Origin of the sequence: Nonomuraea dietziae (assembly GCF_014195505.1) — a bacterium.
Taxonomy (GTDB): Bacteria; Actinomycetota; Actinomycetes; order Streptosporangiales; family Streptosporangiaceae; genus Nonomuraea; species Nonomuraea roseola.
This window is the reverse complement of sequence record NZ_JACIBV010000001.1, coordinates 5,164,359-5,188,713: the sequence shown is the minus strand read 5'-3', so window position 1 is coordinate 5,188,713 and position 24,355 is coordinate 5,164,359. Positions and strand designations below refer to the sequence as shown.

Below are 24,355 nucleotides of genomic sequence, written 5' to 3'. Positions count from 1 at the left end.
TCTGTGAGGCGCCGATGACCCACACCGTGCTTGTCACCGGGGTCTCGCGCCACATCGGCGCCCGGGTGGCGAGCGTTCTCGCGGCAGACCCGGGCATCAGCCGCGTCATCGGAGTGGACACCGTGCCGCCCCCCTCTCTGACCAGAGAAGGCGGCATCTCCCTCGGCCGGACGGAGTTCGTCCGGGTGGATCTACGCAGCCCCGACATCGCTCAGGTGATCGCGGCTGCGGACATCGACATCGTTGTGCACATGAGTCTCGTCAGCGCTCCCTCCCGGAGCGCGGGCAGGGCCTCCATGAAAGAGCACAACGTGATCGGCACCATGCAGTTGCTCGGTGCCTGTCAGCGGTCGGCGACGGTTCGTCGCGTGGTGGTTCGTTCCACCACCGCGATCTACGGTTCGTCGCCGATGGATCCCGCGGTGTTCACCGAGGACGTCGAACCTCACGACAGCCCGTCCCACGGCTATGCCAAGGACGCGGCCGAGGTCGAAGGCTATGTCCGGGGCTTCGCGCGCCGCCGCCCCGACTTGACGGTGTCGATGCTGCGCTTCGCCAACTTCATGGGCCCCGGCGTCGACTCACCGCTGACGCGCTACTTCAGCCAGCCCGTCCTGCCGACGGTGTTCGGTTTCGACCCTCGCCTGCAGTACGTCCACGAGGACGACGCGGTCGAGGTGCTGCGGCGGATGGCGTTGGAGGACCACCCCGGCACGTACAACGTGGCCGGGGACGGCGTGCTGCTGCTGTCGCAGTGCGCCAGGAGAGCGGGAGCCCTGGCCCTTCCGCTGTTCTCGCCTGCCTTCCGCCTGCTCGGTGAGGCGGCCCGCAGCGCGGGCCTGGTCGACTTCTCGCCCGAGCAACTGCGCCTGCTGTGCCACGGCAGGGCGGTCGACTGCTCCAAGCTCTTCGCCGAGCTGGGCTGGAAGCCGAAGTTCACCACCGCGGCGGCCTTCGACGACTTCCTGCGTTCGAGGAAAGGTGTCAGGACATGAGCGCCTCTCCCGAAGAGCGCAGAGTGATTCCCATCACCGAGGCGCCCTCCTACTCCGCGCCCGAAGACTCCCTCGCGACCCTGCTGGCCTTCCTCCGTCGCCGCATCGCCGGCGAGTACGAGGTCGACGAGTTCGGCTACGACGCCGAGCTCACCGACAAGGTGCTGCTCGAGCTCATCAGGCCTCTCTACAGGCACTGGTTCCGCGTCGAGACCCTCGCCCTAGGCAACATCCCCTCCGACAGCGGCGCCCTGATCGTCGCCAACCACTCGGGCACGCTGCCTGTCGACGCGCTGATGATGCAGGTGGCCGTGCACGACGAGGCGGGCCGCGCGCTGCGCCTGCTCGGCGCCGACCTGGTCTACAAGCTGCCGGTCCTCGGCCACCTTTCGCGCAAGACGGGGCACACGCTGGCCTGCCGCGACGACGCCGACAGGCTGCTGCGCAAGGGTGAGCTCGTCGGCGTCTTCCCCGAGGGGTTCAAGGGGGTCGGCAAGCCGTTCTCCGAGCGGTACCGGCTGCAGCGCTTCGGCAGGGGCGGCTTCGTCGCCTCGGCCATCCGCGCGGGCGTGCCCATCGTGCCGACGGCCATCGTCGGGGCCGAGGAGATCTACCCGAAGATCGGCGACCTGCGCCATCTGGCGCGCGTGCTCGGCCTGCCGTACCTGCCGATCACGCCGTTCTTCCCGTGGCTGGGGCCGCTCGGCCTGGTGCCGCTGCCGTCCAAGTGGATGATCGAGTTCGGTGAGCCGATCCGCACCGACAGCTACGACGCCTCCGCGGCCGACGACCCGATGCTCGTCTTCGAGCTCACCGACCACGTGCGCGAGTCGGTCCAGCAGCTGCTCACCTCCCTTCGCCTGCGGCGCGGGCACGCCTTCTTCTGACCTGCCGTACGGCACAGCGTGAACCCGGATCCCCGCTGAGGGAGAGATGTGGGGGACCACGTTGATGCCTTCGAAGGGGGCGGCCTGTTGACCGCGCCAACCCACGTCCGAGTCAGGGACGACGAGCTGATCCGAAGTTCCCTGATCGACCCCGAGCAGTTCGCCGAGCTGTTCGACCGCTATTCGGCGATGCTCTACCGCTACGTCTCCAAACGTCTGGGACCCGAACCGGCCGAGGACCTGGTCGGTGAGACGTTCCTGATCGCGTTCGCGAAGCGCAAGAGCTACGACCCCGCCTACACGGACGCGAGGCCGTGGCTGTTCGGGATCGTCACCAAGCTCCTGTCTCGCCATCACCGCAGTGAGGCGGCCCGGTACAGGGCGCTGCTGCGCGCCCCGCACGACGGGGTGTCGGAGTCACACGTGGAGCGCGTCGTGACGGGCATGACGGCGCGGGCCGCCAGGCCGCAGCTGGCAGCCGCCCTCGCCGCGCTGCCCGCGAGAGACAGGGACGTGCTGCTGCTGGTCGCCTGGGGCGACCTGTCCTACGAGGAGGTCGCGCGGGCGCTGTCCATCCCCGTCGGGACCGTGCGCTCCCGGCTGAACAGGGCCCGCAAGAAGGTGCGCGCGGCCCTCGGCGACACCAACCCGATGAACGAGGAGGAGTGACCATGGACGATCTGAGGATGCTCCGCGACCTCGGGCACGAGCTGGAGCACGAGCCGCCCGCGTCGCTGGCCCGCCAGCGCCACCGCTACCAGGACTCGCCGCGCCGCAGGCTCAGGCTGGGCGGCTGGCCGATGCTGGGCCTGGCCGCCGCCGCCACGGCGGCCGCGGTCGCCGTGCCGATCGTGCTGGTCGGCGGCCAGCAGACGCTGTCGGGCCGTACGGTGCCCGCACCGGCGGGGGCACGCCCCGCCAAGGCGAACCAGGCGCTCAACGTGCTGCTCATCGGCTCCGACACCCGCCACGGGGAGGGCAACGCCAAGTACGGCCCGGCCGAAGCGAGGTACAACGCGGGAGCCAGGGCGGACACGCTGATCCTGCTGCACCTGTCGGCCGACGGGAAGTCGGCGGCGGCCGTGAACGTCCCGCGCGACTCCATGGTGAAGGTCCCGGCCTGCGGCGGACAGCAGGGCGGGGTGATGATGATCAATGCCACGCTCAACAAGGGCGGTCTCCAGTGCACGTGGAAGGCCATGGAGAGCCTCACCCGCCTCAGGATCGACCACGCCGTCCAGGTCGACTTCGCCGGGTTCAAGGAGCTCGTCGACGCGGTCGGGACAGTCCGCGTGGAGGTGCCGAAACCGATCGACGACCCCAAGTCGAAGCTGAAGCTTCCCGCGGGCGTCCACGAGCTCGACGGGGAGCAGGCGCTCGGCTACTTCAGGCTGCGCGCCTACGGTCACGGCAGCGACCTGCAGCGCATCGAGCGACAGCAGGAACTGCTCACCTCCCTCGTGCGGAAGGTCAGGAGCGATCCCACGCGCATCGGCGCCTTCATCGAGGCCGCGAACAAGTCGGTCATCACCGACGAAGGGCTGGGGGTGAGGGAGATGTCCGCCATCGCGAGGGGCATGGCGGACGCCAAGGTCTCCTTCCACACCGTGCCGGCGATCCCGTACCCCCGCGACCACAACCGGCTCGCGTGGAAACAGCCCGACGCCGATCGGCTGTTCGGGAAGCTCGCCGACGACCAGCCTATTGGACGATAAGTCCAGCAAGAGTTATCGTCGGCGACATGACAGCGTGGAAGGTCGCCGCGGGGGTGCTGGCAGGTGTGGCCGTCGGGGCCGCGGCCCGCGTGCGGAGGGCCCCCGTGCCCCAGCCGCTGCGCGGGCGCGCCCTGACCGTCACCACCCCCGACGGCCTACGGCTGGCCGTCGAGGTGGACGAGCCCGAGTCGCTCACCTGCGCCGTGGTGTTCGCCCACGGCTGGGCGCTCAACCGCCACTCGTGGCACTTCCAGCGCGAGGCGCTGGCGGGCAGGGCCATGCTCGTCTCATACGACCAGCGGGGCCACGGCGACTCGACCGCCGGTCCTCCCGACTGCTGCACGATCGAGCAGCTCGGCGAGGACCTGCACGCCGTGATCTCCTCCGTGGTGCCGCCAGGGTTGCCCGTGGTTGTGGTCGGGCACTCGATGGGCGGGATGACGGTGATGGGGCTGGCCGCCGCCCGTCCTGAGCTGTTCGGCTCGCGCATCGCCGGCGCGGCGCTGGTCAGCACGTCGTCCGGGCGGCTGGCCGAGAGCACCTACGGCCTGCCGGGGCTGTTCGGCAGGCTCGCGCCGAGGGTGACCCCGCGCGTCATGGGCGCGCTCAGAGACCCGCTGATCACTCCGGTCACCACGCTGCCCCTGACCCGCTACATGGCCTTCGGCCCCAGCGCCGAGCACCTCCGCTTCGTCAACCGCATGGTCGCGGCCACGCCCGCCGCGGTGATGGCGGGCTTCTTCCACGGCATGGCCGTCCACGACAAGCTCGCGGCGCTGTCCGCGCTCGGCGAGGTGCCCACACTGGTCATGGTCGGCGAGCACGACCGTCTCACCCCGCTCGTCCACAGCCACAGGATCGCCGAGGCGCTGCCGTCCGCCCGGCTTGTCGTGGTGCGGGGGGCGGGGCACATGCTGGCGCTGGAGCGCCCCTCGGTGGTCAGCGCCGAGCTGTCCGCGCTGCTGGAGCGGTGCGGGCAGGCAAGCTGAGAGCCTGGAGCCGTGGCCCGACGGCGGAACCCCGGCCGTCAGGTGGAGCGGTAGTGGCGGCGGAGGGCGATGCCGGCGGCGATGCCGCCCGCCACCGCGCCCAGCCCCGCCGCGATCGGCAGCGCGGTCAGCGTGGCCTTGCGCCCCGTGCGGTAGTCGCGGATCGGCCACCCGTGCTTCTTCGCGTGCTCGCGCAGCTCCGAATCGGGATTGATCGCCACCGCGTGCCCGACGAGCGAGAGCATCGGCAAGTCGTTGGCCGAGTCGCTGTAGGCGGTGCAACGGGTGAGGTCGAGGCCCTCACGCCGGGCCAGCGCGCGCACCGCCTCCGCCTTGGCGGGGCCGTGCAGCAGGTCGCCGACCAGGCTGCCGGTGTAGACCCCGTCGCGTGACTCGGCGACGGTGCCGAGCGCGCCGGTCAGCCCGAGCCGCTGCGCGATGACCCTCGCCAGCTCGACGGGGGTGGCGGTGACCAGCCAGACGCGCTGCCCCGCGTCGAGGTGGGACTGGGCGAGGGCGCGGGTGCCGGACCAGATGCGGTCGGACATCTCCTCGTCGTAGATCTCCTCGCCGAGCCGTACGACGTCCTCGACCTTGCTGCCGGCGACGAACGCGAGAGCCGTCTCCCTCGCCACCGCGATGTGCTCGGGGTTCTCGTTGCCGCGCAGGCGGAAGACCGCCTGGCCGACGGCGAACTTCATCAGGTCGGACGAGGTGAACATGCCGCGGGTGGCAAGGCCCCTCGCGAAGTGGTAGATGGAGGCGCCGCGCATCATCGTGTTGTCCACGTCGAAGAAGGCGGCGGCCTGGAGGTCGGGATCGGCGGGGAGCGTGGCCACGGCGGCGGCTGCCGCCACCTCTCCGGCCATCTCCGCCTCGGTCGCACGTTGCCGTCGAAGTAGCCGCCTCATAGCCTGACAGCTTAACCGGCACACGTTACCGAAGCCCGCGCTCCGCGTCGTACGCGCGGCTAGCCAGGCGGCAGCCTGAGGCCGTCGATGTAGTCGAGGTAGCCGCTGGCCTGCTCCTGATCCACGTCGTTGAGCCGCTCCAGCATGGGATCGACCGCCTTGTGCTGCTCCTCGACGAACTGGTTGATCTTCTCCTGGTCGCGAGGGGCCGCTCTGTCCAGCCGCTCCATGGCCGAGCGCGTGCTCGCCTCCATCTCCTGGAGGGTGGCGCCGACGTGCGGGCCGCCCCCGCCCGCGTCGAGCAGCGCCCTGAGCTCCTCCGCCCGCTGCGCGGCGGCCTCCAGCTCGCCCCCGGCCTTGTCGGGGTTGAGCTCGCTGATCGCGCCCTCGGCGGCCCGCTTGAGCGGGTAGAGCATGTCGCCAGGCACCGCTCTGGAGGTCACCATGACGGACAGCACCATCACCAGCGCCATGCCCGCCGACAGGGCGGGGGCCAGCCATCGCCCCTGCCATTGCCGCTGCCATCGCCCCTGCCTGCGCCGTTGCCCACGCCGTTCCGGGACGGGCGCGGCGAAGGACTCGGCCATGAGGGTCTCGCGCAGCCTCGCTCTGAACGCCGGATCGGGACCCGGGCCCAGCGGGAGGTTGTCCCCCAGGTCGGTGAGTTGGCGCAGAAGGTCATCATGGCGCCGTTGCCGCGACCTACCCATGAACGCTCCCTGCCGCCCCCGGATGATGATCTGTTGGTGATACTTGCCTAACGACCTGCCGCCGGGTGAGGTTACGCCAGATCGGGCTTGAGGGCCCTGGCCAGCGATCGAATCGCACGGAACTGCAGCGCTTTGATCGCTCCACTCTTCTTCCCCATGATCAGTGCGGTCTCCGCGAGTGACAGGCCGTGCAGGAACCTCAGCACCACGCACTCCTGCTGCTCGGGATTGAGATCCCTGACGGCTCGCAGCACGCGGTCGTTGATGATCGCCGTGACGACGGCGTTCTCCGGGATGTGCGCCCCTTCGAGCGGCACGTCCAGCACCTCGGCGGTCGAGACCTCCAGGCGGTACCGGCCTGACTTGAAATGGTCGGCGACCAGGTTCCGCGCGATGGTCACGAGCCACGCGCCGAAGTCACGGCCCTGCCAGGTGAAGTCGCCGATCCGGCGAAGAGCGCGGAGGAAGGTCTCGCTGGTGAGATCCTCGGCGAGGGGATGAGAACCGACCCTGAAGTAGATGTAGCGGTAGACGAGGTCCAGATAGCGGTCGTAGAGCGTTCCGAAGGCGTCGCTGTCGCCGGCTTTCGCCCGCAGGACCAGCGCGCGCAGCTCACCGCACTCCGCCTCCTGGGCGTCTTCGCGCACGGCAAGCTCGCTCGTCCGTGCTCCTCCAACGGCCGCTGGAGGAAGTAGCCCGGCGAACGACCACGATTCAGGCATCCGGTATCCCTAGGGGTAAGGGGTGCGGCGTGCTCGAACACTCTAGAAATCAACTGGAAATTCCACAATCCACACTGGGCGCGGCATGACTACCTGTAACCGGCGGATACCGTGTGGACCAACCAGCTTCCCTCTTCGGCTACCGGTTGGGAGGTGATGTCCGGCAGCATTGGGGGCACCATGGAACTCCTCGTCGCAGTGATCGCGTTCGCCGGCGCTCTGCTCGCAGGGATCGCCGCGTACGCCCTGGTGCGCCGCCTCCAGGAAGAGCGCGAAGGCTGGTTGATCGCCTGGACGGTCGCGGCGGTCGCGCTGTGCGTGTCACTGGCTGTGATCGGCCTGGGTGGCGTCACGTCGTTCGGCGCTCTCACCTTCAGGCTCTACCAGCTGTTCGGCGCCCTGCTCGCCCCGCTCTGGCTGGCCATCGGCCTGATCCAGCTGCTCGCCGAGAAGGGCAGGACGAGCTTCGCCACCTGGCTGCTCGGCAGCGCCGTCACCATCGTCGCCACCTACATCATCATCCTCGACCCGATCCTCGACGAGGCGAAGTTCGCGCAGGAGACGCTGCCCTCGGCCGGCCACTGGGGCCTGGTGGCGAGGTCCGTCCTGACGGGCGTGCACGCCCTGGTGGGGCTTGCCATGCTGGGCTGCCTGGTCGTGGCGGGCCTGCGCTGGCGCAGCGGCGACGAGTACGACACCGACAACATGCACGCCGCCCTGGTGATCGCGCCCAGCGGCATCGCGCTCGTGGGCGCCGTGCGCTTCAGCGTGCCGGCGGTCTTCACCGTCGCGCTGCTCCTGGTCGCCGCCGCCGCTGTCTGGTACACCGTGCTGCGCCCGCTCGCGCCCTACGACGACGAGGACGAGATCGAGGACGAGCAGTGGGACACGCGCCCGTCGGGGCGCAGGGCCGTTCAGGAGCCCGCCCAGGCGCCTGCCCAGGCGCCCGCCGTCCAGCCCCGCAGGTCGGGTCTGGGTGATCTGGTGGCCGAGTACCGAGCCGGCGAGCAGGAGATCGACTACGCCGCCCGCATGTCGCCACCCTCCGACGCCTTCTCCGCCGGCCCCGCCACCGGCTACGTCATGTCCGCCAACGGCGCAGACGCGCCCCTGCCCCACAACAGCCCGGCCCAGAGCCAGCACGGCGGGCCCCAGAGCAACGGCTTCCACACGGGTGCCCACCAGGCCATGGGCCCGCAGACCGGCCCCCACGGCATCCCGCAGCCGCAGGCTCCCCAGGTGGCGCCCGAGACCGGCATGTTCGGCGTGCCCGAGGGCCTGGCGACCTCCCACGGCTACGGCAGAGGCCCCAGAGATGCCGCGAGGGAGCCCGAGTACGGCATGCCGGGCACCGGCTCCCTCTACCCCGGCGCGGAGATCTACCCGGGCGCCGACAACCGCCCCGGCGCGGAGCACCCCCTCTTCGGCGGCAACACGGGGGCCCAGACCGTGCCCGCCCCCGTCGGCTCCTCCCGCCCCTCGCCGAACATCTACGGCCTGCTGACCGTCTTCACGATCATGGACGGCTCCGGCGACGCCTTCGACAGGCTGGCGGAGGAGACCGTCGACGCCGTACGGCGAGGCGAGCCCGACACGCTGATCTACGCCTGCCACGCGGTGAAGTCGGCCCCGCTGCAGCGCATCGTCTACGAGCTCTACCGCGACGAGGTCGCCTACGTCGACCACCAGCGCCAGCCGCATGTGGAGCGCTTCCTCACCGAACGCCAGTCGATGGTGCTCGCCACCAACGTCATCGAGCTCAACGTCAACGCCGCGAAGGTGGTGCCGCTCCCGACGGCCTTCCAGCTCTGAGCGGGCTCGCCGTACGCGAGGTCAGCCGGTCAGGGCCGCGCGCAGGCGCGCCTCGGAGACCTTCCAGAAGTCGTGCTGCACGCCGTCGACCAGTGTGACGGGAATCATCTCCCAGTACTTCTCGGTCAGTTCGGGCGAGGAGTTGATGTCGATCTCCTCCCACGGCACCCCCAGCTCGCCCGCCACTCTGGAGATGATGGCGCGGGCGTCGTCGCAGAGATGGCAGCCGGGCTTGCCCAGCAATGTGATCTGGTGCATGCCCCCACGATAGCCACGACTTTGTGCGTCGGTTCACAAAGGGATTAGTCTGAAAGACGGCCCCAACACCGATCGCGCAAGTCCCAAGGAGCCCCGGCACGTGATGCGTCAGTCCCAACCGCGTGACCGCGGCATCCCTGAGGCGACGGTGGCCAGGCTGCCGTTGTACCTGCGGGCGCTCAACGGGATGGCCGAGCGAGGCGTCGCCACGGTGAGCTCGGAGGACCTGGCGACCGCGGCGGGCGTCAACTCCGCCAAGCTCCGCAAGGACCTGTCGCACCTCGGCTCGTACGGCACCCGCGGCGTAGGGTATGACGTGGAGTACCTCGTCTACCAGATCTCCCGCGAGCTCGGCCTGACCCAGGACTGGGCGGTCGCCATCGTCGGAGTCGGTAACCTCGGCCGCGCCCTGGCCAACTACGGCGGCTTCGTCTCCCGCGGGTTCAGGGTCGCCGCGCTGCTCGACGCCGACCCCGAAATCGTGGGCGACGACATAGCGGGGTTGAATGTTGAGCACATCGACGAGCTGGAAGCCGTCATCAAGAGGCGCGGGGTCTCGATCGTCGTGCTGGCCACCCCAGCGGCCGCGGCGCAGGAGTTGTGCGACCGGGTGATCGCGGCCGGAGTGACGAGCATCCTGAACTTCGCCCCCGTCGTGCTTTCGGTGCCTGACACTGTCGATGTCCGTAAGGTCGACCTATCGATCGAGCTGCAGATCCTTGCGTTCCACGAGCAGCGCAAAACGGATCGGATGAGTGGGGGGCCACTTATGGCCGTGGACAGCCAGTGAGCGTTCTTGTTGTCGGGCTCAGCCACCGGAGTGCTCCGGTGGCCCTGTTGGAGCGCGTGTCGGTCTCCGGAGACGCGCTGGTCAAGCTGCTGCAAGACGTGCACACCGAGGTGAACGTCGCCGAGGCCATGGTGGTCTCGACCTGCAACAGGGTCGAGGTCTACACCGCGGTCGACCGCTTCCACCCGGCGCTGACCTCGGTCACCAACCTCCTCGCCGTGCACTCGGGCGTGCCGGTGGAGGAGCTGACGCCGCACCTGTACGTGCACTACGAGGACCGCGCGGTCGAGCACCTGTTCTCCGTCGCCGCGGGCCTGGAGTCCATGGTCGTCGGTGAGGGCCAGATTCTCGGGCAGACCCGGCAGGCGCTCAGGCTGGCGCAGGAGCACGGCACCCTCGGCGCGACCCTGAACGAGCTGGCCCAGCAGGCGCTGAGGGTCGGCAAGCGGGCACACGCCGAGACCGGCATCGACCGCGCGGGCGCGTCGCTGGTCACCGCGGGCCTCTCGTTCGCCGGCGAGCTGACCGGCAGGCGGGCGCTGGTGGTGGGCGCGGGCGCGATGAGCGGCCTGGCCGTCGCCACGCTGGCGCGCGCGGGCGTCACCGACGTCGTGGTCGCCAACCGCACCTTCGACAAGGCCGTACGGCTGGCCGAGACCGTCGGCGGCAGGGCGGTCGAGCTGTCCGAGGTCCAGCGAGAGCTGCAGGACGCCGAGCTGGTCATCTCCTGCACGGGCGCGGGCCACCACACGATCACGCCGGAGATGCTGGGCGGCCCCGTCTACCTGCTCGACCTGGCCCTCCCTCACGACATCGACCCCTCGGTCAGGGAGCTGCCCGGCGTCACCCTCGTCGACCTGGAGACCATCAGGGAGTCGGGCGTGGGGGCGGCCGAGAGCGGCCCCGTGGACGCCGTGAGGGCGCTGGTGGCCGAGGAGCTCGAGACGTTCCTTTCGGCCGAGCGCGCGGCGCGTGTCACCCCGACCGTCGTGGCGCTGCGAAGCAAGGCCGCCGAGGTGGTCGAGGCCGAGCTCGGCAGGCTGACGATGCGCCTGCCCGAGCTCGAGGGCAGGGCCCGCGACGAGGTGGAGCAGACAGTGAGGCGCGTGGTGGACAAACTGCTCCACGAGCCGACTGTGCGTGTCAAGCGGCTCGCCACCTCGCCGGCGGGCGATCATTATGCGGAAGCGCTGCGTGAGCTGTTCGATCTGGATCCGAAGAAGCCTGAGGCCGTGAGGAGGGTGGACCTGTGAAGCTGGGAACCCGTCGAAGCCTCATGGCGACGACCCAGTCGCAGATGATCGCCGATCTCTACACGGCGAGGACCGGCAGGGAGATCGAGCTGGTCGGCATCACGACGTTCGGCGACGTGACCAAGGCCCAGCTGTCGCAGCTCGGCGGCACGGGCGTGTTCGTCAGCGCGCTGCGCGACAAGCTGGTCGAGGGCGAGATCGACTTCGCCGTCCACTCGCTGAAGGACCTGCCGACCAAGCAGGATCCTCGCTTCACGCTGGCCGCGCTTCCCGAGCGCCACGACGTGCGCGACGCGCTGGTGGGCAGGACGAAGTTCGCCGACCTCGCCCCCGGCGCGAAGGTGGGCACGGGCTCGCCGCGCCGCATCGCGATGCTGCGCGCGCTGCGCCAGGACCTCGACTACGTGCCGATCCGCGGCAACGCCGACACCCGCATCGGCAAGGTCACCTCGGGCGAGCTCGACGCCGTCGTCCTGGCCGCCGCCGGCCTCACCCGCATCGGCAGGCAGGGAGAAATCTCCCAAATCTTCGAAGTCGAAGAGCTGCTGCCCGCACCTGGGCAGGGCGCTTTGGCCGTAGAGTGCCTTTCGACCCGGTCTGACCTGGTCGACTTCCTCAGCGTGCTCGACGATCCGCGGACCCGTTCCGCGGTGACGGCCGAGCGCGCGGTGCTGTCCGCTCTCGAGGCGGGATGCTCGGCCCCGGTCGGCGCCTTCGCCCTCGATGACGGCCACACGCTGAACCTGACCGCAGTGGTCGTCTCGCTCGACGGCCGCGAAGCGGTGCGCAAGTCCGCCGCCGGTTCTCCTTCGGAGGCCATGGAGCTGGGCCGCGATCTCGCGGCCGCCATGATCGCCGATGGGGCCGACAGATTGATGGGGGAGCATTCCCATTGAGCTCCGATAGTCCAACCTCCGCTTTCGTCGCCTTCGTGGGCGCGGGTCCAGGCGACGCGGGCCTCCTCACGCTGCGCGGCGCCGAGCTGCTGGGCAGGGCCGACGCCGTCGTGCTCGACCAGGAGGCCTTCGAGCCGCTGCTCAAGCACTGCAAGGAGGGCGTCGAGGTCGTCCAGGGCGACTTCGTCAGGCGTGCCAAGGCCGGCCAGCTCGTCGTGCGCCTGTGCGAGGGCGACCCGATGCTGTTCTCCTCGATCACCGAGGAGGTGGCGGCCTGCACCGCCGCGGAGGTGGACTTCGAGATCGTGCCGGGCGTGCCGCCCGCCACGGCCGTGCTCACGTACGCCGGCATCCCTCCCGCCTCCGACGTGCCCGAGTTCAGGATCGTCGACGCCGCGCAGGAGCAGGACTGGGCCTCCCACGCCGCCTGCCCCGGCACGCTGGTCATCTACAACGGCATCGAGCAGGCCGTCGCCATCGGCAAGGCGCTGATCTCGCACGGCAAGCCCGACGCCACGCCCGTCGCCGTCAGCGGCGCGGGCACCACGACCGAGCAGTACACGGTCGCCACCACCCTCGCCAGGCTGCAGCCCGACCTCAAGCACGCGGGGTTCACCGAGCCCGCGCTGATGGTGGTCGGCGAGGCGGTCGGCCTGCGCGACCAGCTGTCGTGGTTCGAGACCAAGCCGCTGTTCGGCTGGCGGGTGCTCGTGCCGCGCACCAAGGAGCAGGCCGCGGGCCTGTCGGAGCAGCTGCGCTCCTACGGAGCGGTGCCCGAGGAGGTCCCGACCATCTCGGTCGAGCCTCCGCGCACTCCCCAGCAGATGGACCGCGCCATCAAGGGCCTGGTCACAGGGCGCTACGAGTGGGTCGCCTTCACCAGCGCCAACGCCGTCAAGGCGGTGCGGGAGAAGTTCGAGGAGTACGGTCTCGACGCCCGCGCCTTCGCGGGGCTGAAGGTCGCGGCGGTGGGCGACGCCACCTCGCAGGCGCTCGTCGAGTTCGGCGTGAAGCCCGACCTGCTGCCCACCGGCGAGCAGTCGTCCGAGGGGCTGGTCGCCGAGTGGCCGCCCTACGACTCGATGCTCGACCCGATCAACAGGGTGCTGCTCCCGCGCGCCGACATCTCCACCGACACGCTGGTCGCGGGCCTGACCGAGCTGGGCTGGGAGTGCGACGACGTCACGGCCTACAGGACCGTGCGCGCCGCTCCTCCGCCCGCGCCGATCCGTGAGGCGATCAAGGGCGGCGGCTTCGACGCGGTGCTGTTCACCTCGTCCTCCACGGTCCGCAACCTGGTCGGCATCGCGGGCAAGCCGCACAACGTCACGGTGATCGCGGTCATCGGCCCGCAGACCGCCAAGACGGCCGAGGAGTTCGGGCTGCGCGTCGACGTCATGGCCGACAAACCTTCCGCTTCCGCCTTGGCCGCCGCGCTGGCCGAGTACGGTCGTAAGCAGAGGCAGGCGGCGCTGGAGGCGGGCGACATCCCGCGCAGGCCGTCACAGAACCGCAGGGGCGCGCGCAGGCGCACCAAGTAGGGGGACCCCCATGACCGCTGAGTTTCCTGCCGCCCGTCCGCGGCGGCTTCGCCGCACGCCCGCCATGCGGCGGATGGTGACGAGCACGCGGCTGCACCCGGCTGAGCTGATCATGCCGGCGTTCGTCAAGGAGGGCATCGCCGAGCCGCAGCAGGTCGGCTCGATGCCGGGTGTCGTCCAGCACACCCGCGACTCGCTGCGCAAGGCCGTCCACGAGGCCGCGGAGGCCGGGGTGGGCGGCGTCATGCTGTTCGGCATCCCCGCGGTCAAGGACTCCCGCGGCAGCGCGGCCGACGACCCCGAGGGCATCACCCAGCGGGCGCTGCGCGACGTGGTGGCCGAGGTGGGCGACGCGCTGGTGGTCATGGCGGACACCTGCCTCGACGAGGTCACCGACCACGGACACTGCGGCATCCTCACCCCCGAAGGGGAGGTCGACAACGACGCCACGCTCGAGCGCTACGTCTCCATGGCCGTCGCTCAGGCCCGCGCGGGCTCCCAGATGATCTCGCCGAGCGGCATGATGGACGGCCAGGTCGGCGCGATCAGGGCCGGTCTCGACGCGGCCGGCTTCTCGCAGGTGCCGATCATGGCCTACGCGGCGAAGTACGCCTCCGCCTTCTTCGGCCCCTTCCGCGAGGCGGTCGAGACGCCCAAGGACTTCGGCGACCGCAAGGCCTACCAGCAGGACCCCGCGGGTCCGCGCGGTGAGGCCCTGCGCGAGGTACGGCTTGACCTCGCCGAGGGCGCCGACATCGTCATGGTCAAGCCCGCGCTGGCCTACCTCGACATCCTGCGCGAGGTCCGCGACACGGTCGAGGTGCCGGTGGCGGCCTACCAGGTCAGCGGCGAGTACGCGATGATCGAGGCGGCGGCCGCCAACGGCTGGATCGACCGCGACAGGGCGATCATGGAGTCGCTGGTCGCGATCCGGCGCGCCGGGGCGGACCTGATTCTCACGTACTGGGCGACGGAAGTGGCCCGCCGCATCTGAGCGTGGGGGGTTTACCGTCGGGTCATGGGACCTATGCGTTAGAGTGCGAGGACAAGTGCTGGTGTGTCCCTTGTGAAGCCTTGTCTTGTGCCCGGGGACCCTTCTTAGGCACGGGACTCGAACGGGAGACACCAATGGTGGGGGTACCACTCGCTCGGCGTACCAAAAAGAGGACGCGCCCGACGCGCATCGACACCGTCCTGCAGTACGCCGCCCTGGGGTGGGCCAGCGTGCCCGGCGCCCATCCGCTGCGCCGAGGGGCGCGCGCCTGTTCCTGTGACCGCATCGGCTGTCCCGACCCCGGAGCGCATCCCCTCTCGCCCGCGTGGAGCCTGCAGGCCACGACGGACACCGCCCAGCTCACGCGCTGGTGGCAGCGCGAGCCGGAGGCCAACGTGATTCTCCCCACGGGGCGGGTCTTCGACGTCTTCGACGTACCGCTGACGGCGGGCCTCAGCGCGCTGGCCCGCATGGACGCCGCAGACTTCCCCTCAGGCCCGGTCGCCTCCAACGGTGACCGGGTGCTGTTTTATGTGGCCACCAGGGGCAATCCCGAGGACGAGGACGAGTGGTGGTCCTGCAGCCTCGACGTCGCCCCCACCACGATCGACGACACGCCCGGGCTGCGCTGGCACTGCCGCGACAGCTTCGTCCTGGCTCCGCCGTCCACGCTGCCGACCGGTCAGCCGGTCTCATGGCTGCGGCCCCCTGACGGCCGCCCGCTGCCTGACCCGCTGCGTCTGCTCGACTGGCTGGTCTGAGGAGCGCGCGGCCTCCCGAGGGGGCGCCCCGTGCGGCCCTTAGGCTGGAAGGCGTGAGCCGTACACAGAACTCAGAGGAACTTTTCGAGCGCGCCCGCGCGATCGTCCCCGGCGGTGTCAACTCTCCCGTCAGGGCCTTCGGCGCCGTAGGGGGGACGCCCCGCTTCATGGCCGAGGGCCTGGGCCCCTACATCACCGACGTCGACGGCAACCGCTACGTGGACCTGGTCTGCTCCTGGGGCCCGATGATCCTGGGCCACCGCCACCCCTCCGTCGTGGCGGCCGTGTCCGAGGCGCTGTCCCACGGCCTGTCGTACGGCACCGCCACCCCCGGCGAGGTCGAGCTGGCCGAGGAGATCGTGGCCAGGATCGCCCCCGTGGAGAAGGTGCGCCTGGTCAGCTCGGGCACCGAGGCGACGATGAGCGCCGTACGGCTGGCCCGCGGCTTCACGGGCCGCTCCAAGATCATCAAGTTCGCCGGCTGCTACCACGGCCACGTCGACGCACTGTTGGCCTCGGCCGGCTCGGGCGTGGTGACCTTCGGGCTGCCCGACACGCCGGGCGTCACGGGAGCGGCCGCCGCCGACACCATCGTCCTGCCGTACAACGACCTGGCGGCGGTGGAGGAGGCCTTCCGCACCGCCGAGGTCGCCTGCGTGATCACCGAGGCGTGCCCCGCCAACATGGGCGTGGTGCCGCCGCTGCCCGGCTTCAACCAGCGGCTGAAGGAGCTGTGCGCGGCCAACGGCGCCCTGCTCATCGTCGACGAGGTGCTCACGGGCTTCAGGGTGTCGAGCGCGGGCTGGTACGGCCTCGACCCCGTGGAGGCCGACCTCATGACGTTCGGCAAGGTCATGGGCGGCGGGCTGCCCGCCGCGGCCTTCGGTGGACGGGCCGCCGTGATGGCGAGCCTGGCCCCCGAGGGCCCCGTCTACCAGGCGGGAACGCTGTCGGGCAACCCGCTGGCCACGGCGGCGGGGCTGGCGACGCTGCGCGGTCTCGACCAGGACGCCTACGCCAGGGTCGACGCGGCGGCCTCGGCCGTCTCGGTCGCGGCCTCGCAGGCGCTGGCCGCGGAGGGCGTCCCGCACCGGCTGCAGAGTGCGGGCAGCCTCTTCTCGATCTTCTTCACCGATCGGGAGGTGACCGACTTCGCCGCCGCGCAGACGCAGAACACCAAGGCCTACACCGCCTTCTTCCACGCGATGCTGGACCAGGGCGTCTACCTGCCGCCCTCGGCGTACGAGGCGTGGTTCCTGTCGGCCTCGCACGACGAGGAGGCCGTCGGGCTGATCGTCGAGGCCCTGCCCGCCGCGGCCAAGGCAGCCGCCTCGGCCGCGTAGGCTCGGGCGGCCCGGGGCCTGGTGCCCGCCCAGAGGGCTCCGGCGACGATGAGGACTCCGGCCAGCAGTTTCACGGGGGAGATGCTCTCGCCCGTCACCAACGCCGCCGACGACAGGCCGAAAACGGGGATGAGCAGCGTGTACGGCGCGACCGTCGACGCGTCGTACCGCTTCAGCAGCCATCCCCACACCCCGAAGCCGCCCAGCGTCGAGATGAACGCCACGTAGACCAGCGAGGCCACCCCCTCCCACGCGAAGGTCAGGTGCGGCACGCCCTCCACTGCCAGTGACAGCAGCAGGAGGGGTGGGGCCGACAGCGCGCTCACCCACACCATGAAGCGCAGCGAGTCGGGCGGCGCGGCCTTGCGCTGGATGACGGTGCCGAGGCCCCAGGAGGCCGCCGCGCCGACGCACAGCAGGAACGCGCCGACGGGACCGCCCGCGCCGAAGTCGAGGGCCACGATGGCCAGGCCCGCGAAGGCGACGGCGAGCCCCACGATCCTGCGCGTCCCCGGCCGCTCGCCGAGCACCACCGCCGCGAAGACCACGACGAACAGCGCCTGGGTCTGCAGCACCAGCGAGGAGAGCCCCGGCGGCATGCCCGCGCGCATGCCGACCAGGAGCAGGCCGAACTGTCCCACCCCCACGGCCGCGGCCACGCCGACGATCCATCGCCATGCCACGCCGGGCCGCCCGACGAACAGCAGCGCGGGGAAGGCGGCGAGGGCGAAGCGGAGCGCCGCGTAGAGCAGGGGAGGGAAGTGCCGGAGCCCGATCTCCATGACGACGAAGTTGAACCCCCAGACCGCGGCCAGTCCGATGGCGAGCAGGACGTGCTTGAGACGCATCCGACCATGCTCACCAGACAAGACACTTGAGCACAAGCAATACTTTCTTACGCCAAAGGTTTAGTATGGCTACATGCTCGACCTGAACCGGCTGAAGGCGCTGCACGCCGTCCACGTCTACGGGTCGGTGGGCGCCGCCGCCGACGCGCTCATGGTCACGCCTTCGGCGGTCTCCCAGCAGCTCGCCAAGCTCGAACGCGAGACCGGCGCCACGCTGCTCGAACGTAACGGCAGGGGCGTGAAGCTCACCGACGCGGCGGGTCTGCTCGCCGAGCACGCGGAGAAGATCCTCGCGCTGGTGGAGACCGCCGAGGCCGACTTCGAGGCGCTGCGAGGGGCCGTCGTCGGCAGGCTCAACGTCGGCGCGTTCCCCACCGCCGCCAGGGGGCTGATGCCGCAGGCGCTGACGCTGCTCAACCAGCGCCACCCCGACCTCGAGGTGCATCTGAGCGAGCGGGAGCCGGAGCGCCAGATCAGGGAGGTCTCACGCGGCGAGCTCGACCTGGTCGTCGTCCAGGACTGGCTCAACAGGCCCATCGCGGTGCCCGAGGGGCTGTCCAGGGCGACGCTGCTCGACGACATCGCCGATGTCGCGCTGCCCTCGACGCACCATCTGGCCGGGCGCAAGGAGGTCGCGCTGGCCGAGCTCAGCGGCGACAGGTGGGTCAGCTCCTCGCCGGGCACGATCTGCCACGACTGGCTGGTCTTCACCCTGCGCAGCGCCGAGCTGGAGCCCGAGATCACCTGCATGGCCGACGAGTACCCGACCCAGCTCGCGCTGGTCGCGGCGGGGCTGGGCTGCGCGATCGTGCCGAGGCTCGGCAGGGCCCACGTCCCCGAGGGCGTGCGGATGGTGCCGATCATGCCTCGACAGACCCGGCGCATCTACGCGCTGTGGCGCACCGACGCCGCCCGCAGGCCGGCCATCCGCGCCGCGGTCGAGGCCCTGGTGCACGGCAGCAAGGAGTTGGAGACGGGCTGGATCAGCTGATCGCGATCGCGACCATCCCGCCGAGGATGACACCGGCGGCCAGCAGCCTGCGCCGCAGGTCGCCCTCGGCCAGCAACCGCCCTCCCATCACCACCGCGATCAGGACGCTCACCTCCCGCATGGGCGCGACCACGCTCACCGGCGCCAGCCTGAAGGCGAACAGCGCCAGCAGGTACGACAGCGGCACCAGCACGGCCGCCCCGAGCACCCTCGGCCAGTGCTCACGCCACACCTCGGCGACCAGGCGCCGCCTGCCGCCGCCCACGAACGGCGTGATCGCCAGCATCCTGAACATCTCGCCGAGATAGATCAGCGCCATCGGCGCGACCGCGAACTCCTTCACCATCTGGGCGTCCCAGACGGTGTACCCGGCGATGAACAGGCCCGTCACCAGCCCGAACAGCAGCCCCTTGACGTCTCCCGCGCCGCCACCGCTGAGCAGGAACACCCCGACGCCCACCAGCAGGATCCCCGCGACGCCGAGATGCGTGGGGTGCTCGCCGAGGAACAGCACCGCCACGGCGCTGGCCAGCATCGGGCCCGTGCCCCTCGCCACGGGGTAGACCACTGACAGGTCGCCGTGGCGGTAGCCGCGCTGGAGCAGCACGAAGTAGGCCAGGTGCAGCGACGCGCTCACGCAGATCAGCGGCACCGCCCGCCACGACGGCATGGCGCCGGAGACCAGAGCGGCGGGCGTCCACAACACGGTCGAGGCGGCGGCGACCAGCCACAGGAACACCACGCCGTCGGCCTTGGCCGCCTGCTTGCTCAACAGGTTCCATCCTGCGTGGGAGAACGCCGCGACCAGGACCAGGGCGAGTGCGAGGGGGTTCACACGTCCACTTTCGCAGGCCGCCCGACGCCAGCGGATAGGGTGGGGCCACCATGGCTGAGACCACCGTCGTTCACCTCCTGCGGCACGGAGAAGTGCACAACCCGAAGGGCATCCTCTACGGCAGGCTGCCCGGATACCACCTGTCCGAGACGGGCCTCCAGATGGCCGAGACGGTCGCCAAGGCCGTGGCCGACCGTGACATCGTCGGCCTCTACAGCTCACCTCTCGAGCGCGCCAAGGAGACCGCCGCGCCGCTGGCCGCCAAGCTCGGCCTCGAGGTCGCGATCGACGAGCGGCTGATCGAGGCGGGCAACATCCTGGAGGGCAGGCCCATCGCGCGCCTGGTCAGGAGCCCGCGCAACTACCGCCACTTCTGGCATCCAGGGCGGCCGTCGTGGGGTGAGCCGTACACCGAGGTGGTGGCGCGCATGCGGTCCATGGTCGACACCGCCAGGGCGGCGAGCCGAGGGCACGAGGCGGTGCTGGTCAGCCACCAGCTGCCGATCTGGATGATCAGGGTGGCGGCCGAGGGCCGCAGGCTCTGGCACGATCCGCGTCGCCGTCAGTGCGCGCTCGCCAGCCTGACCACCTTCACCTTCGAGGGCGACCGGCTGGTCAGCATCGGCTACAGCGAGCCCGCCTCGGCGCTACTCAAGGGCGGCCCCAGCGTCCCGGGCGCGTGACCCCGCGGGTAGAGTGACAAGCTCTACCGGCTGTAGTACAAGGAGATCCTTCTCCCGTGCGCGCGAAACCACACGCCCTCGCCCTCGTGGCCCTGCTCGCCGTCTCCGGATGCGCGGGTAACGTCGGTGGCCAGCCGCAGGCGGGCGACACCAGGTTCGTCGCGGGCGACGGCAAGGTCACCGTCTTCCCCGCCGCCGACCGCAAGGCCGCGCCGGTGGTCGAGGGCACGACGCTCGACGGCGCCAGAGCCTCCGTCGCCGCGCACAAGGGCAAGGTCGTCGTCCTCAACTTCTGGGCCTCGTGGTGTGGTCCCTGCAGGGCGGAGGCGCCGGTGCTCAAGGACATCTACGCCAAGACCAAGGCCAGCGGCGTGGAGTTCATCGGCATCGACTTCAAGGACCGCCAGGCCGATGCGCTGGCCTTCGAGCGCACCGAGCAGCCCGGCTACCCCAGCATCTTCGACCAGCCGGGCAAGGTGGCGCTCTCCTTCCAGGGCACGGTGCCGCCCGCCGCGATCCCCTCCACGTTGATCATCGACGAGCAGGGCAGGGTGGCGGCCAGGGCGCTCGGCGCCGTCAAGTACAACGACCTGCTCAAGGCCGTGACCCAGGTGCGCGATGAGTGACGTCGTCGCCTCGGGGTCGCTGCTGCTCGCCGTCCCGATCGCGGTGTTGGCGGGGCTGGTGTCGTTCCTGTCCCCCTGCGTGCTCCCGCTGGTCCCCGGCTACCTGTCGTACGTGACAGGCATGAGCGCCGACCCCAAGCGCGGCAGGCTCGTGCTCGGCACCGGCCTGTTCGTCCTCGGCTTCGCGGTGGTGTTCGTCGCTGGAGGCGCGCTGTTCGGCGGCCTCGGTTCGGCCCTGTACGGCAGCGCCGACCTGATCACCAGGATCGTCGGCGTCCTGACGATCGTCCTCGGCCTGTCCTTCATGGGCGTGATCCCCATGCTCATGCGCGACGTGCGCATCCACAGGGTCCCCAACGCGGGCCTGGCGGGCGCGCCCCTGCTCGGCGTGGTGTTCGGCCTCGGCTGGACCCCCTGCATCGGCCCCACCCTCGCCGTCGTGCTCTCGCTCGGCTACAACGAGGGCAGCGCCGCCAGGGGCGCCTTCCTGGCCGTCGCCTACGCCGCGGGGCTCGGCCTGCCGTTCGTGATCGCAGCCCTCGCCTACAGCAAGGCGCTGCGCACCTTCCGCGCCATCCGCAAGCATTCGCAGCTCATCACCAGGATCGGGGGCGGCATGCTGGTCGCCGTCGGCGTGCTGCTCGTCACCGGAGTCTGGGGGCAGATCATCGCTGGCATGCAGACGTGGATCGGCGGATTCGAGCCGGTGATCTGATGACGGTCGACGAGCTCCAGAAGGAGACGCCCCAGCCCGCGAAGCTCGGCCTCGTGGGCTGGCTGCGCTGGTTCTGGCGCACGCTCACCTCGATGAAGACCGCGCTGGTGCTGCTGTTCCTGTTCGCGCTGGCCTCCATCCCCGGCTCGCTGGTGCCGCAGCGCTCGGTCGAGCCCGACAAGGTCGCGCTGATCTACCAGAACGACCCGGCGCTGGCCGAGTGGTACGACCGCTTCTACCTCTTCGACGTCTTCACCGCCCCCTGGTTCGCGGCCATCTACCTGCTGCTGTTCGTCTCGCTGATCGGCTGCGTCCTGCCTCGCACCAGCACCTACCTGAAGGAGCTGCGCCGCAAGCCGCCCACGGCGCCGAAGAACCTTTCGCGCCTGCCGTACCACGCGAGGGCCGAAGGTGAGCTCGACGTGGAGGAGGCGGCCCGCAGGCTGCGCAGGCTGCGCTTCAGGGTGGCCACGGGGCCTGGCTGGGTGTCGGCGGAGAAGGGCTACCTGCGCGAGACCGGCAACCTGCTCTTCCACGTGGCGCTGCTCGGGCTGCTGGTGGCGGTCGGCATGGGCTCCCTGTTCGGCTACCGCGGCAACGTGCTGGTCGTCGAGGGCGACGGGTTCGCCAACACCGTCGCCGCCTACGACCGCTACATGCCCGGCAGCAGGGTCTCGGCCGAGTCGCTCGAGCCGTTCTCCTTCACGCTGAAGGACTTCCAGGCCAGCTACCAGCTCGGCGGGGACAAGCGGGGCCAGGAGCTCGACTACACCGCCAAGCTCTCGGTCAACGACTCGCCAGAGTCGCCCGCCCGCGACTACGACCTCAAGGTCAACGAGCCGCTGGAGATCGACGGCACCCAGACCTACCTGATCGGCCACGGCTACGCGCCGGTGTTCAGGGTGACCGACGGCAAGGGGCAGATCGCCTTCGACGGCCCTGTGCCGTGCCTCATCGAGAGCAAGCCGACGCTCACCTCCGGCTGCGTCGTCAAGGTGCCCGACGCCCAGCCCGAGCAGCTGGGCTTCCTGCTGCAGTTCCTGCCGACCAGCGTGCGGCTCACCGACGGCAGCCACGTCTCGGCCTTCCCCGGCCAGCTGAACCCGCAGGCGAAGATCGTCGGGGCCTTCTCCGGCGATCTCGGGGTGCGCTCGGGCAAGCCGCAGTCGGTCTACCAGCTGGCGCCCGACGACGTCATGAAGAAGCTGAAGCCCCTGGCCATGGGGTCGAAGGCACCGCCGCCCCTGGCGGTCGGGCAGTCCTTCGACCTGCCGGACAAGCTGGGGAAGATCGAGTTCACCGGTGTGAAGGAGTGGATGACGCTCCAGATCGCTCACGACCCTGGACGCATGCCGGCGCTGCTGGCCTCTGCGCTCGCGACCGTCGCCCTGGTGATGTCGCTCATGATCCGCCGCCGCCGCGTGTTCGTCCGGATCAAGGACGGCGCGGTCGACGTGGGCGGTCTGACGCGCACCGAGGGGTCGGGCACGGGCTTCGGCGAAGAGTTCGCCGACATCGTCAAGGCCCTATCCGCAGGAGAGAAGGATGTCCGCTGAGCAACTCGCAGGACTGAGCGACGACCTCGTCCTCGGAGCCGTCCTGCTGTACCTGGCCGCGATGATCGGGTTCGCGCTGGAGCTGGCCTTCGGCCGCGCCCGCACGAACACCGGCGCCACCGCGCTCACCGTCACCGAGCCGGGCGTCAAGGAGAGCGTCGCCGCGGGCTCCTCCATGGCCGCGGGATCCTCCGTGGCCGCCCGCTCGTCAGGAGAGAGCGGCGAAGGGGCCGAGGCGGGGGCCACCGTGGCCGTCAGCCCGCCGGAGCCGCCGTCGTGGGCCCCGAAGGCCGGCACGGTCGGCCTCGTGTTCGGCTGGGTGGGCCTGGCGGCCAACCTCGGCTCCGTCGTCACCCGCGGGCTGGCCGTCGGCCGCTGGCCGTGGGGCAACATGTACGAGTTCGTGGTGGCCATCTGCCTCGCGGCGGTGGCGGCCTTCCTCATCACGCAGCTGCGCAGCAACGTCCGCTTCCTCGGCGCTTTCGTCATGGTGACGGCCGCGCTCGGTCTCGGCTTCGCCGTCATCTGGCTCCACGTGCAGGCCGGGCCCGTCGTGCCCGCGCTGAACTCGTACTGGATCGCCATCCACGTCTCGGCCGCCGTCATCGCCAGCGGCCTGTTCACGGTGGGGGGCGTCTCGGGCATCCTCTACCTGGTCCGCGGTGAAGGCTTCTCGCGCCTGCCCACCAGGACCGACCTGGAGAGGGTCGCCCACAGGGCGATCGTGCTGGCCTTCCCGGTGTGGACCTTCGCCGTCATCGCCGGCGCCCTGTGGGCCGACAAGGCGTGGGGCCGCTACTGGGGCTGGGACCCCAAGGAGATCTGGGCGTTCATCACCTGGATCGTCTACGCCGGCTACCTCCACGCCCGCGCCACGGCGGGATGGAAGGGCCGCGCCGCGACCATCGTCCAGCTGGTGGCCTTCGCCTGCCTGCTGTTCAACCTGGTGGGCGTCAACATCTTCCTCGGCGGCCTGCACAGCTACGCCGACGTCGGCGGCTGAGCGCCCGCTCTCCATCGAGTACGGCAGGCGGTGCAGGGGCCACCCCGGTCACCGCTTGCCGTCCGTCCTCCACGCGTGCTCCAGCGGGACTTCGCGCCCCGCCGTCACGTGGAGGCTAGTCGTCGTCGCGCATGCGCCGGTCGAGGTCGCGCAGGAAGTCGGGGTCGTCGTCGGGGCCGCGTGGCGGCTCGCCCACGTCCATGATCGAACGGCCGGGCATGCGCAGCGGACGCGAGCGCAGAGGACGGCCGAGCAGCAGCCAGAAGACGCTGCCGACCAGGGGCACGAGGACGATGACGAGGACCCAGAGAATCTTCGGCAGGTTCCTGGTCTCCTTCTCCGGGGTCGTGATGACGTCGAACAAGGAGTAGAGCCAGAAGGCCAGCACCGCCAGGCCGAGAAGCACGCTAGGCATGCCCGCACTGTAGGCCATGGAACGCGTGATCGTGTCGCCGAGCTGCCCCATTTCGGATGACTCGGGAAGATCGACGTCGTACGGTGGAGTCTGGTTCCCGGCAGTC

The 24,355-nt window shown here is 70.5% G+C and carries 25 protein-coding genes and 1 pseudogene; 19 read left to right on the top strand and 7 right to left on the bottom strand.

Going from position 1 to position 24,355, the window contains the following annotated elements:
* Positions 1-14 precede the first annotated feature (14 nt).
* The 5 genes from FHR33_RS24690 (at position 15) to FHR33_RS24670 (ending at position 4,586) form a co-directional block, all read left to right on the top strand.
* On the top strand, positions 15-995 hold the full coding sequence (locus FHR33_RS24690; RefSeq protein WP_183652143.1) for an NAD-dependent epimerase/dehydratase family protein: 981 nt from the start codon (positions 15-17) through the stop codon (positions 993-995).
* Positions 992-1,882: a lysophospholipid acyltransferase family protein gene (locus FHR33_RS24685; RefSeq protein ID WP_183652140.1), complete on the top strand. Its 891-nt coding sequence runs from the start codon at positions 992-994 to the stop codon at positions 1,880-1,882. Before FHR33_RS24690 ends, FHR33_RS24685 begins: the two co-directional genes overlap by 4 nt.
* Positions 1,883-1,969: 87 nt before the next feature.
* Positions 1,970-2,551, top strand: a complete 582-nt coding sequence (locus FHR33_RS24680) for an RNA polymerase sigma factor (RefSeq protein ID WP_246452067.1) — start codon at positions 1,970-1,972, stop codon at positions 2,549-2,551.
* A gap of 2 nt (positions 2,552-2,553) precedes the next feature.
* On the top strand, positions 2,554-3,597 hold the full coding sequence (locus FHR33_RS24675) for an LCP family protein (RefSeq protein ID WP_183652137.1): 1,044 nt from the start codon (positions 2,554-2,556) through the stop codon (positions 3,595-3,597).
* 26 nt (positions 3,598-3,623) lie between these two features.
* Positions 3,624-4,586 carry an alpha/beta fold hydrolase gene (locus FHR33_RS24670; protein ID WP_183652135.1) on the top strand — a complete coding sequence of 321 codons (963 nt, stop codon included), beginning with the start codon at positions 3,624-3,626 and terminating at the stop codon, positions 4,584-4,586.
* A gap of 38 nt (positions 4,587-4,624) precedes the next feature.
* Here the strand turns inward: FHR33_RS24670 and FHR33_RS24665 are convergent, their stop codons facing one another.
* The 3 genes from FHR33_RS24665 to FHR33_RS24655 form a co-directional block, all read right to left on the bottom strand.
* A complete protein-coding gene (locus FHR33_RS24665) occupies positions 4,625-5,497 on the bottom strand; it encodes an HAD family hydrolase (protein WP_183652132.1) in 873 nt (290 codons plus the stop codon).
* A 59-nt stretch (positions 5,498-5,556) separates the two neighbouring features.
* Positions 5,557-6,207, bottom strand: coding sequence for a DUF5667 domain-containing protein (locus tag FHR33_RS24660; RefSeq protein ID WP_183652129.1), 651 nt, complete (start codon positions 6,205-6,207; stop codon positions 5,557-5,559).
* A gap of 71 nt (positions 6,208-6,278) precedes the next feature.
* On the bottom strand, positions 6,279-6,929 hold the full coding sequence (locus FHR33_RS24655; RefSeq protein WP_183652126.1) for a sigma-70 family RNA polymerase sigma factor: 651 nt from the start codon (positions 6,927-6,929) through the stop codon (positions 6,279-6,281).
* Between the two features lie 180 nt (positions 6,930-7,109).
* Here FHR33_RS24655 and FHR33_RS24650 point away from each other — a divergent pair, with 180 nt between their 5' ends.
* Positions 7,110-8,741, top strand: a complete 1,632-nt coding sequence (locus FHR33_RS24650; protein WP_183652123.1) for an antibiotic biosynthesis monooxygenase — start codon at positions 7,110-7,112, stop codon at positions 8,739-8,741.
* A 21-nt stretch (positions 8,742-8,762) separates the two neighbouring features.
* Here FHR33_RS24650 and FHR33_RS24645 read toward each other — a convergent pair whose 3' ends face one another.
* Entirely contained in the window at positions 8,763-8,999 is a 237-nt protein-coding gene (locus FHR33_RS24645) for a glutaredoxin family protein (RefSeq protein ID WP_183652120.1), read from the bottom strand.
* A 103-nt stretch (positions 9,000-9,102) separates the two neighbouring features.
* Between FHR33_RS24645 and FHR33_RS24640 the strand changes: the two genes are divergently transcribed.
* The 7 genes from FHR33_RS24640 to hemL all read left to right on the top strand — a co-directional run bounded on the left by FHR33_RS24640 (position 9,103) and on the right by hemL (position 16,577).
* Positions 9,103-9,789, top strand: a complete 687-nt coding sequence (locus FHR33_RS24640) for a redox-sensing transcriptional repressor Rex (RefSeq protein ID WP_183660269.1) — start codon at positions 9,103-9,105, stop codon at positions 9,787-9,789.
* The gene (locus FHR33_RS24635; protein WP_183652117.1) at positions 9,786-11,042 is read left to right on the top strand and encodes a glutamyl-tRNA reductase; all 1,257 of its coding nucleotides are present in this window, start codon (positions 9,786-9,788) and stop codon (positions 11,040-11,042) included. Before FHR33_RS24640 ends, FHR33_RS24635 begins: the two co-directional genes overlap by 4 nt.
* Positions 11,039-11,938 carry a hydroxymethylbilane synthase gene (gene hemC, locus FHR33_RS24630; RefSeq protein ID WP_312895703.1) on the top strand — a complete coding sequence of 300 codons (900 nt, stop codon included), beginning with the start codon at positions 11,039-11,041 and terminating at the stop codon, positions 11,936-11,938. The genes FHR33_RS24635 and hemC overlap by 4 nt, the downstream gene beginning before the upstream one ends.
* Positions 11,935-13,479 (top strand): bifunctional uroporphyrinogen-III C-methyltransferase/uroporphyrinogen-III synthase, encoded by a 1,545-nt coding sequence (locus FHR33_RS24625; protein WP_221241226.1) that lies wholly within the window; start codon positions 11,935-11,937, stop codon positions 13,477-13,479. Before hemC ends, FHR33_RS24625 begins: the two co-directional genes overlap by 4 nt.
* 10 nt (positions 13,480-13,489) lie before the next feature.
* On the top strand, positions 13,490-14,473 hold the full coding sequence (gene hemB / locus FHR33_RS24620) for a porphobilinogen synthase (RefSeq protein WP_183652114.1): 984 nt from the start codon (positions 13,490-13,492) through the stop codon (positions 14,471-14,473).
* Positions 14,474-14,607: 134 nt separating this feature from the next.
* Positions 14,608-15,234: a bifunctional DNA primase/polymerase gene (locus tag FHR33_RS24615; protein ID WP_183652111.1), complete on the top strand. Its 627-nt coding sequence runs from the start codon at positions 14,608-14,610 to the stop codon at positions 15,232-15,234.
* Positions 15,235-15,287: 53 nt separating this feature from the next.
* The gene (gene hemL / locus FHR33_RS24610) at positions 15,288-16,577 is read left to right on the top strand and encodes a glutamate-1-semialdehyde 2,1-aminomutase (protein ID WP_183652108.1); all 1,290 of its coding nucleotides are present in this window, start codon (positions 15,288-15,290) and stop codon (positions 16,575-16,577) included.
* Positions 16,578-16,618: 41 nt separating this feature from the next.
* On the opposite strand, the pseudogene FHR33_RS50540 reads toward hemL, so the two are convergent.
* Positions 16,619-17,425: pseudogene (locus tag FHR33_RS50540) on the bottom strand (EamA family transporter); the annotation flags it as partial.
* 73 nt (positions 17,426-17,498) lie between these two features.
* Here FHR33_RS50540 and FHR33_RS24605 point away from each other — a divergent pair.
* Positions 17,499-18,416, top strand: coding sequence for a LysR family transcriptional regulator (locus tag FHR33_RS24605; RefSeq protein ID WP_183652105.1), 918 nt, complete (start codon positions 17,499-17,501; stop codon positions 18,414-18,416).
* Here the strand turns inward: FHR33_RS24605 and FHR33_RS24600 are convergent.
* Positions 18,409-19,251 carry an EamA family transporter gene (locus FHR33_RS24600; protein WP_183652102.1) on the bottom strand — a complete coding sequence of 281 codons (843 nt, stop codon included), beginning with the start codon at positions 19,249-19,251 and terminating at the stop codon, positions 18,409-18,411. The two genes, FHR33_RS24605 and FHR33_RS24600, sit on opposite strands and share 8 nt — an antisense overlap.
* A gap of 50 nt (positions 19,252-19,301) precedes the next feature.
* Here FHR33_RS24600 and FHR33_RS24595 point away from each other — a divergent pair, with 50 nt between their 5' ends.
* The 5 genes from FHR33_RS24595 to ccsB are packed head-to-tail and all read left to right on the top strand — an operon-like array spanning position 19,302 to position 23,834.
* Positions 19,302-19,934, top strand: coding sequence for a histidine phosphatase family protein (locus tag FHR33_RS24595; protein ID WP_183652099.1), 633 nt, complete (start codon positions 19,302-19,304; stop codon positions 19,932-19,934).
* A gap of 56 nt (positions 19,935-19,990) precedes the next feature.
* Positions 19,991-20,560 (top strand): redoxin domain-containing protein, encoded by a 570-nt coding sequence (locus tag FHR33_RS24590; protein ID WP_183652096.1) that lies wholly within the window; start codon positions 19,991-19,993, stop codon positions 20,558-20,560.
* The gene (locus FHR33_RS24585) at positions 20,553-21,275 is read left to right on the top strand and encodes a cytochrome c biogenesis CcdA family protein (protein ID WP_183652093.1); all 723 of its coding nucleotides are present in this window, start codon (positions 20,553-20,555) and stop codon (positions 21,273-21,275) included. The genes FHR33_RS24590 and FHR33_RS24585 overlap by 8 nt, the downstream gene beginning before the upstream one ends.
* Positions 21,275-22,831 (top strand): cytochrome c biogenesis protein ResB, encoded by a 1,557-nt coding sequence (gene resB / locus FHR33_RS24580; protein ID WP_183652090.1) that lies wholly within the window; start codon positions 21,275-21,277, stop codon positions 22,829-22,831. The genes FHR33_RS24585 and resB overlap by 1 nt, the downstream gene beginning before the upstream one ends.
* On the top strand, positions 22,821-23,834 hold the full coding sequence (gene ccsB / locus FHR33_RS24575; protein WP_183652087.1) for a c-type cytochrome biogenesis protein CcsB: 1,014 nt from the start codon (positions 22,821-22,823) through the stop codon (positions 23,832-23,834). Before resB ends, ccsB begins: the two co-directional genes overlap by 11 nt.
* 115 nt (positions 23,835-23,949) lie before the next feature.
* Here the strand turns inward: ccsB and FHR33_RS24570 are convergent, their stop codons facing one another.
* Positions 23,950-24,249, bottom strand: a complete 300-nt coding sequence (locus FHR33_RS24570) for a PLDc N-terminal domain-containing protein (protein ID WP_246452066.1) — start codon at positions 24,247-24,249, stop codon at positions 23,950-23,952.
* Between the last annotated feature and the right edge of the window lie 106 nt (positions 24,250-24,355).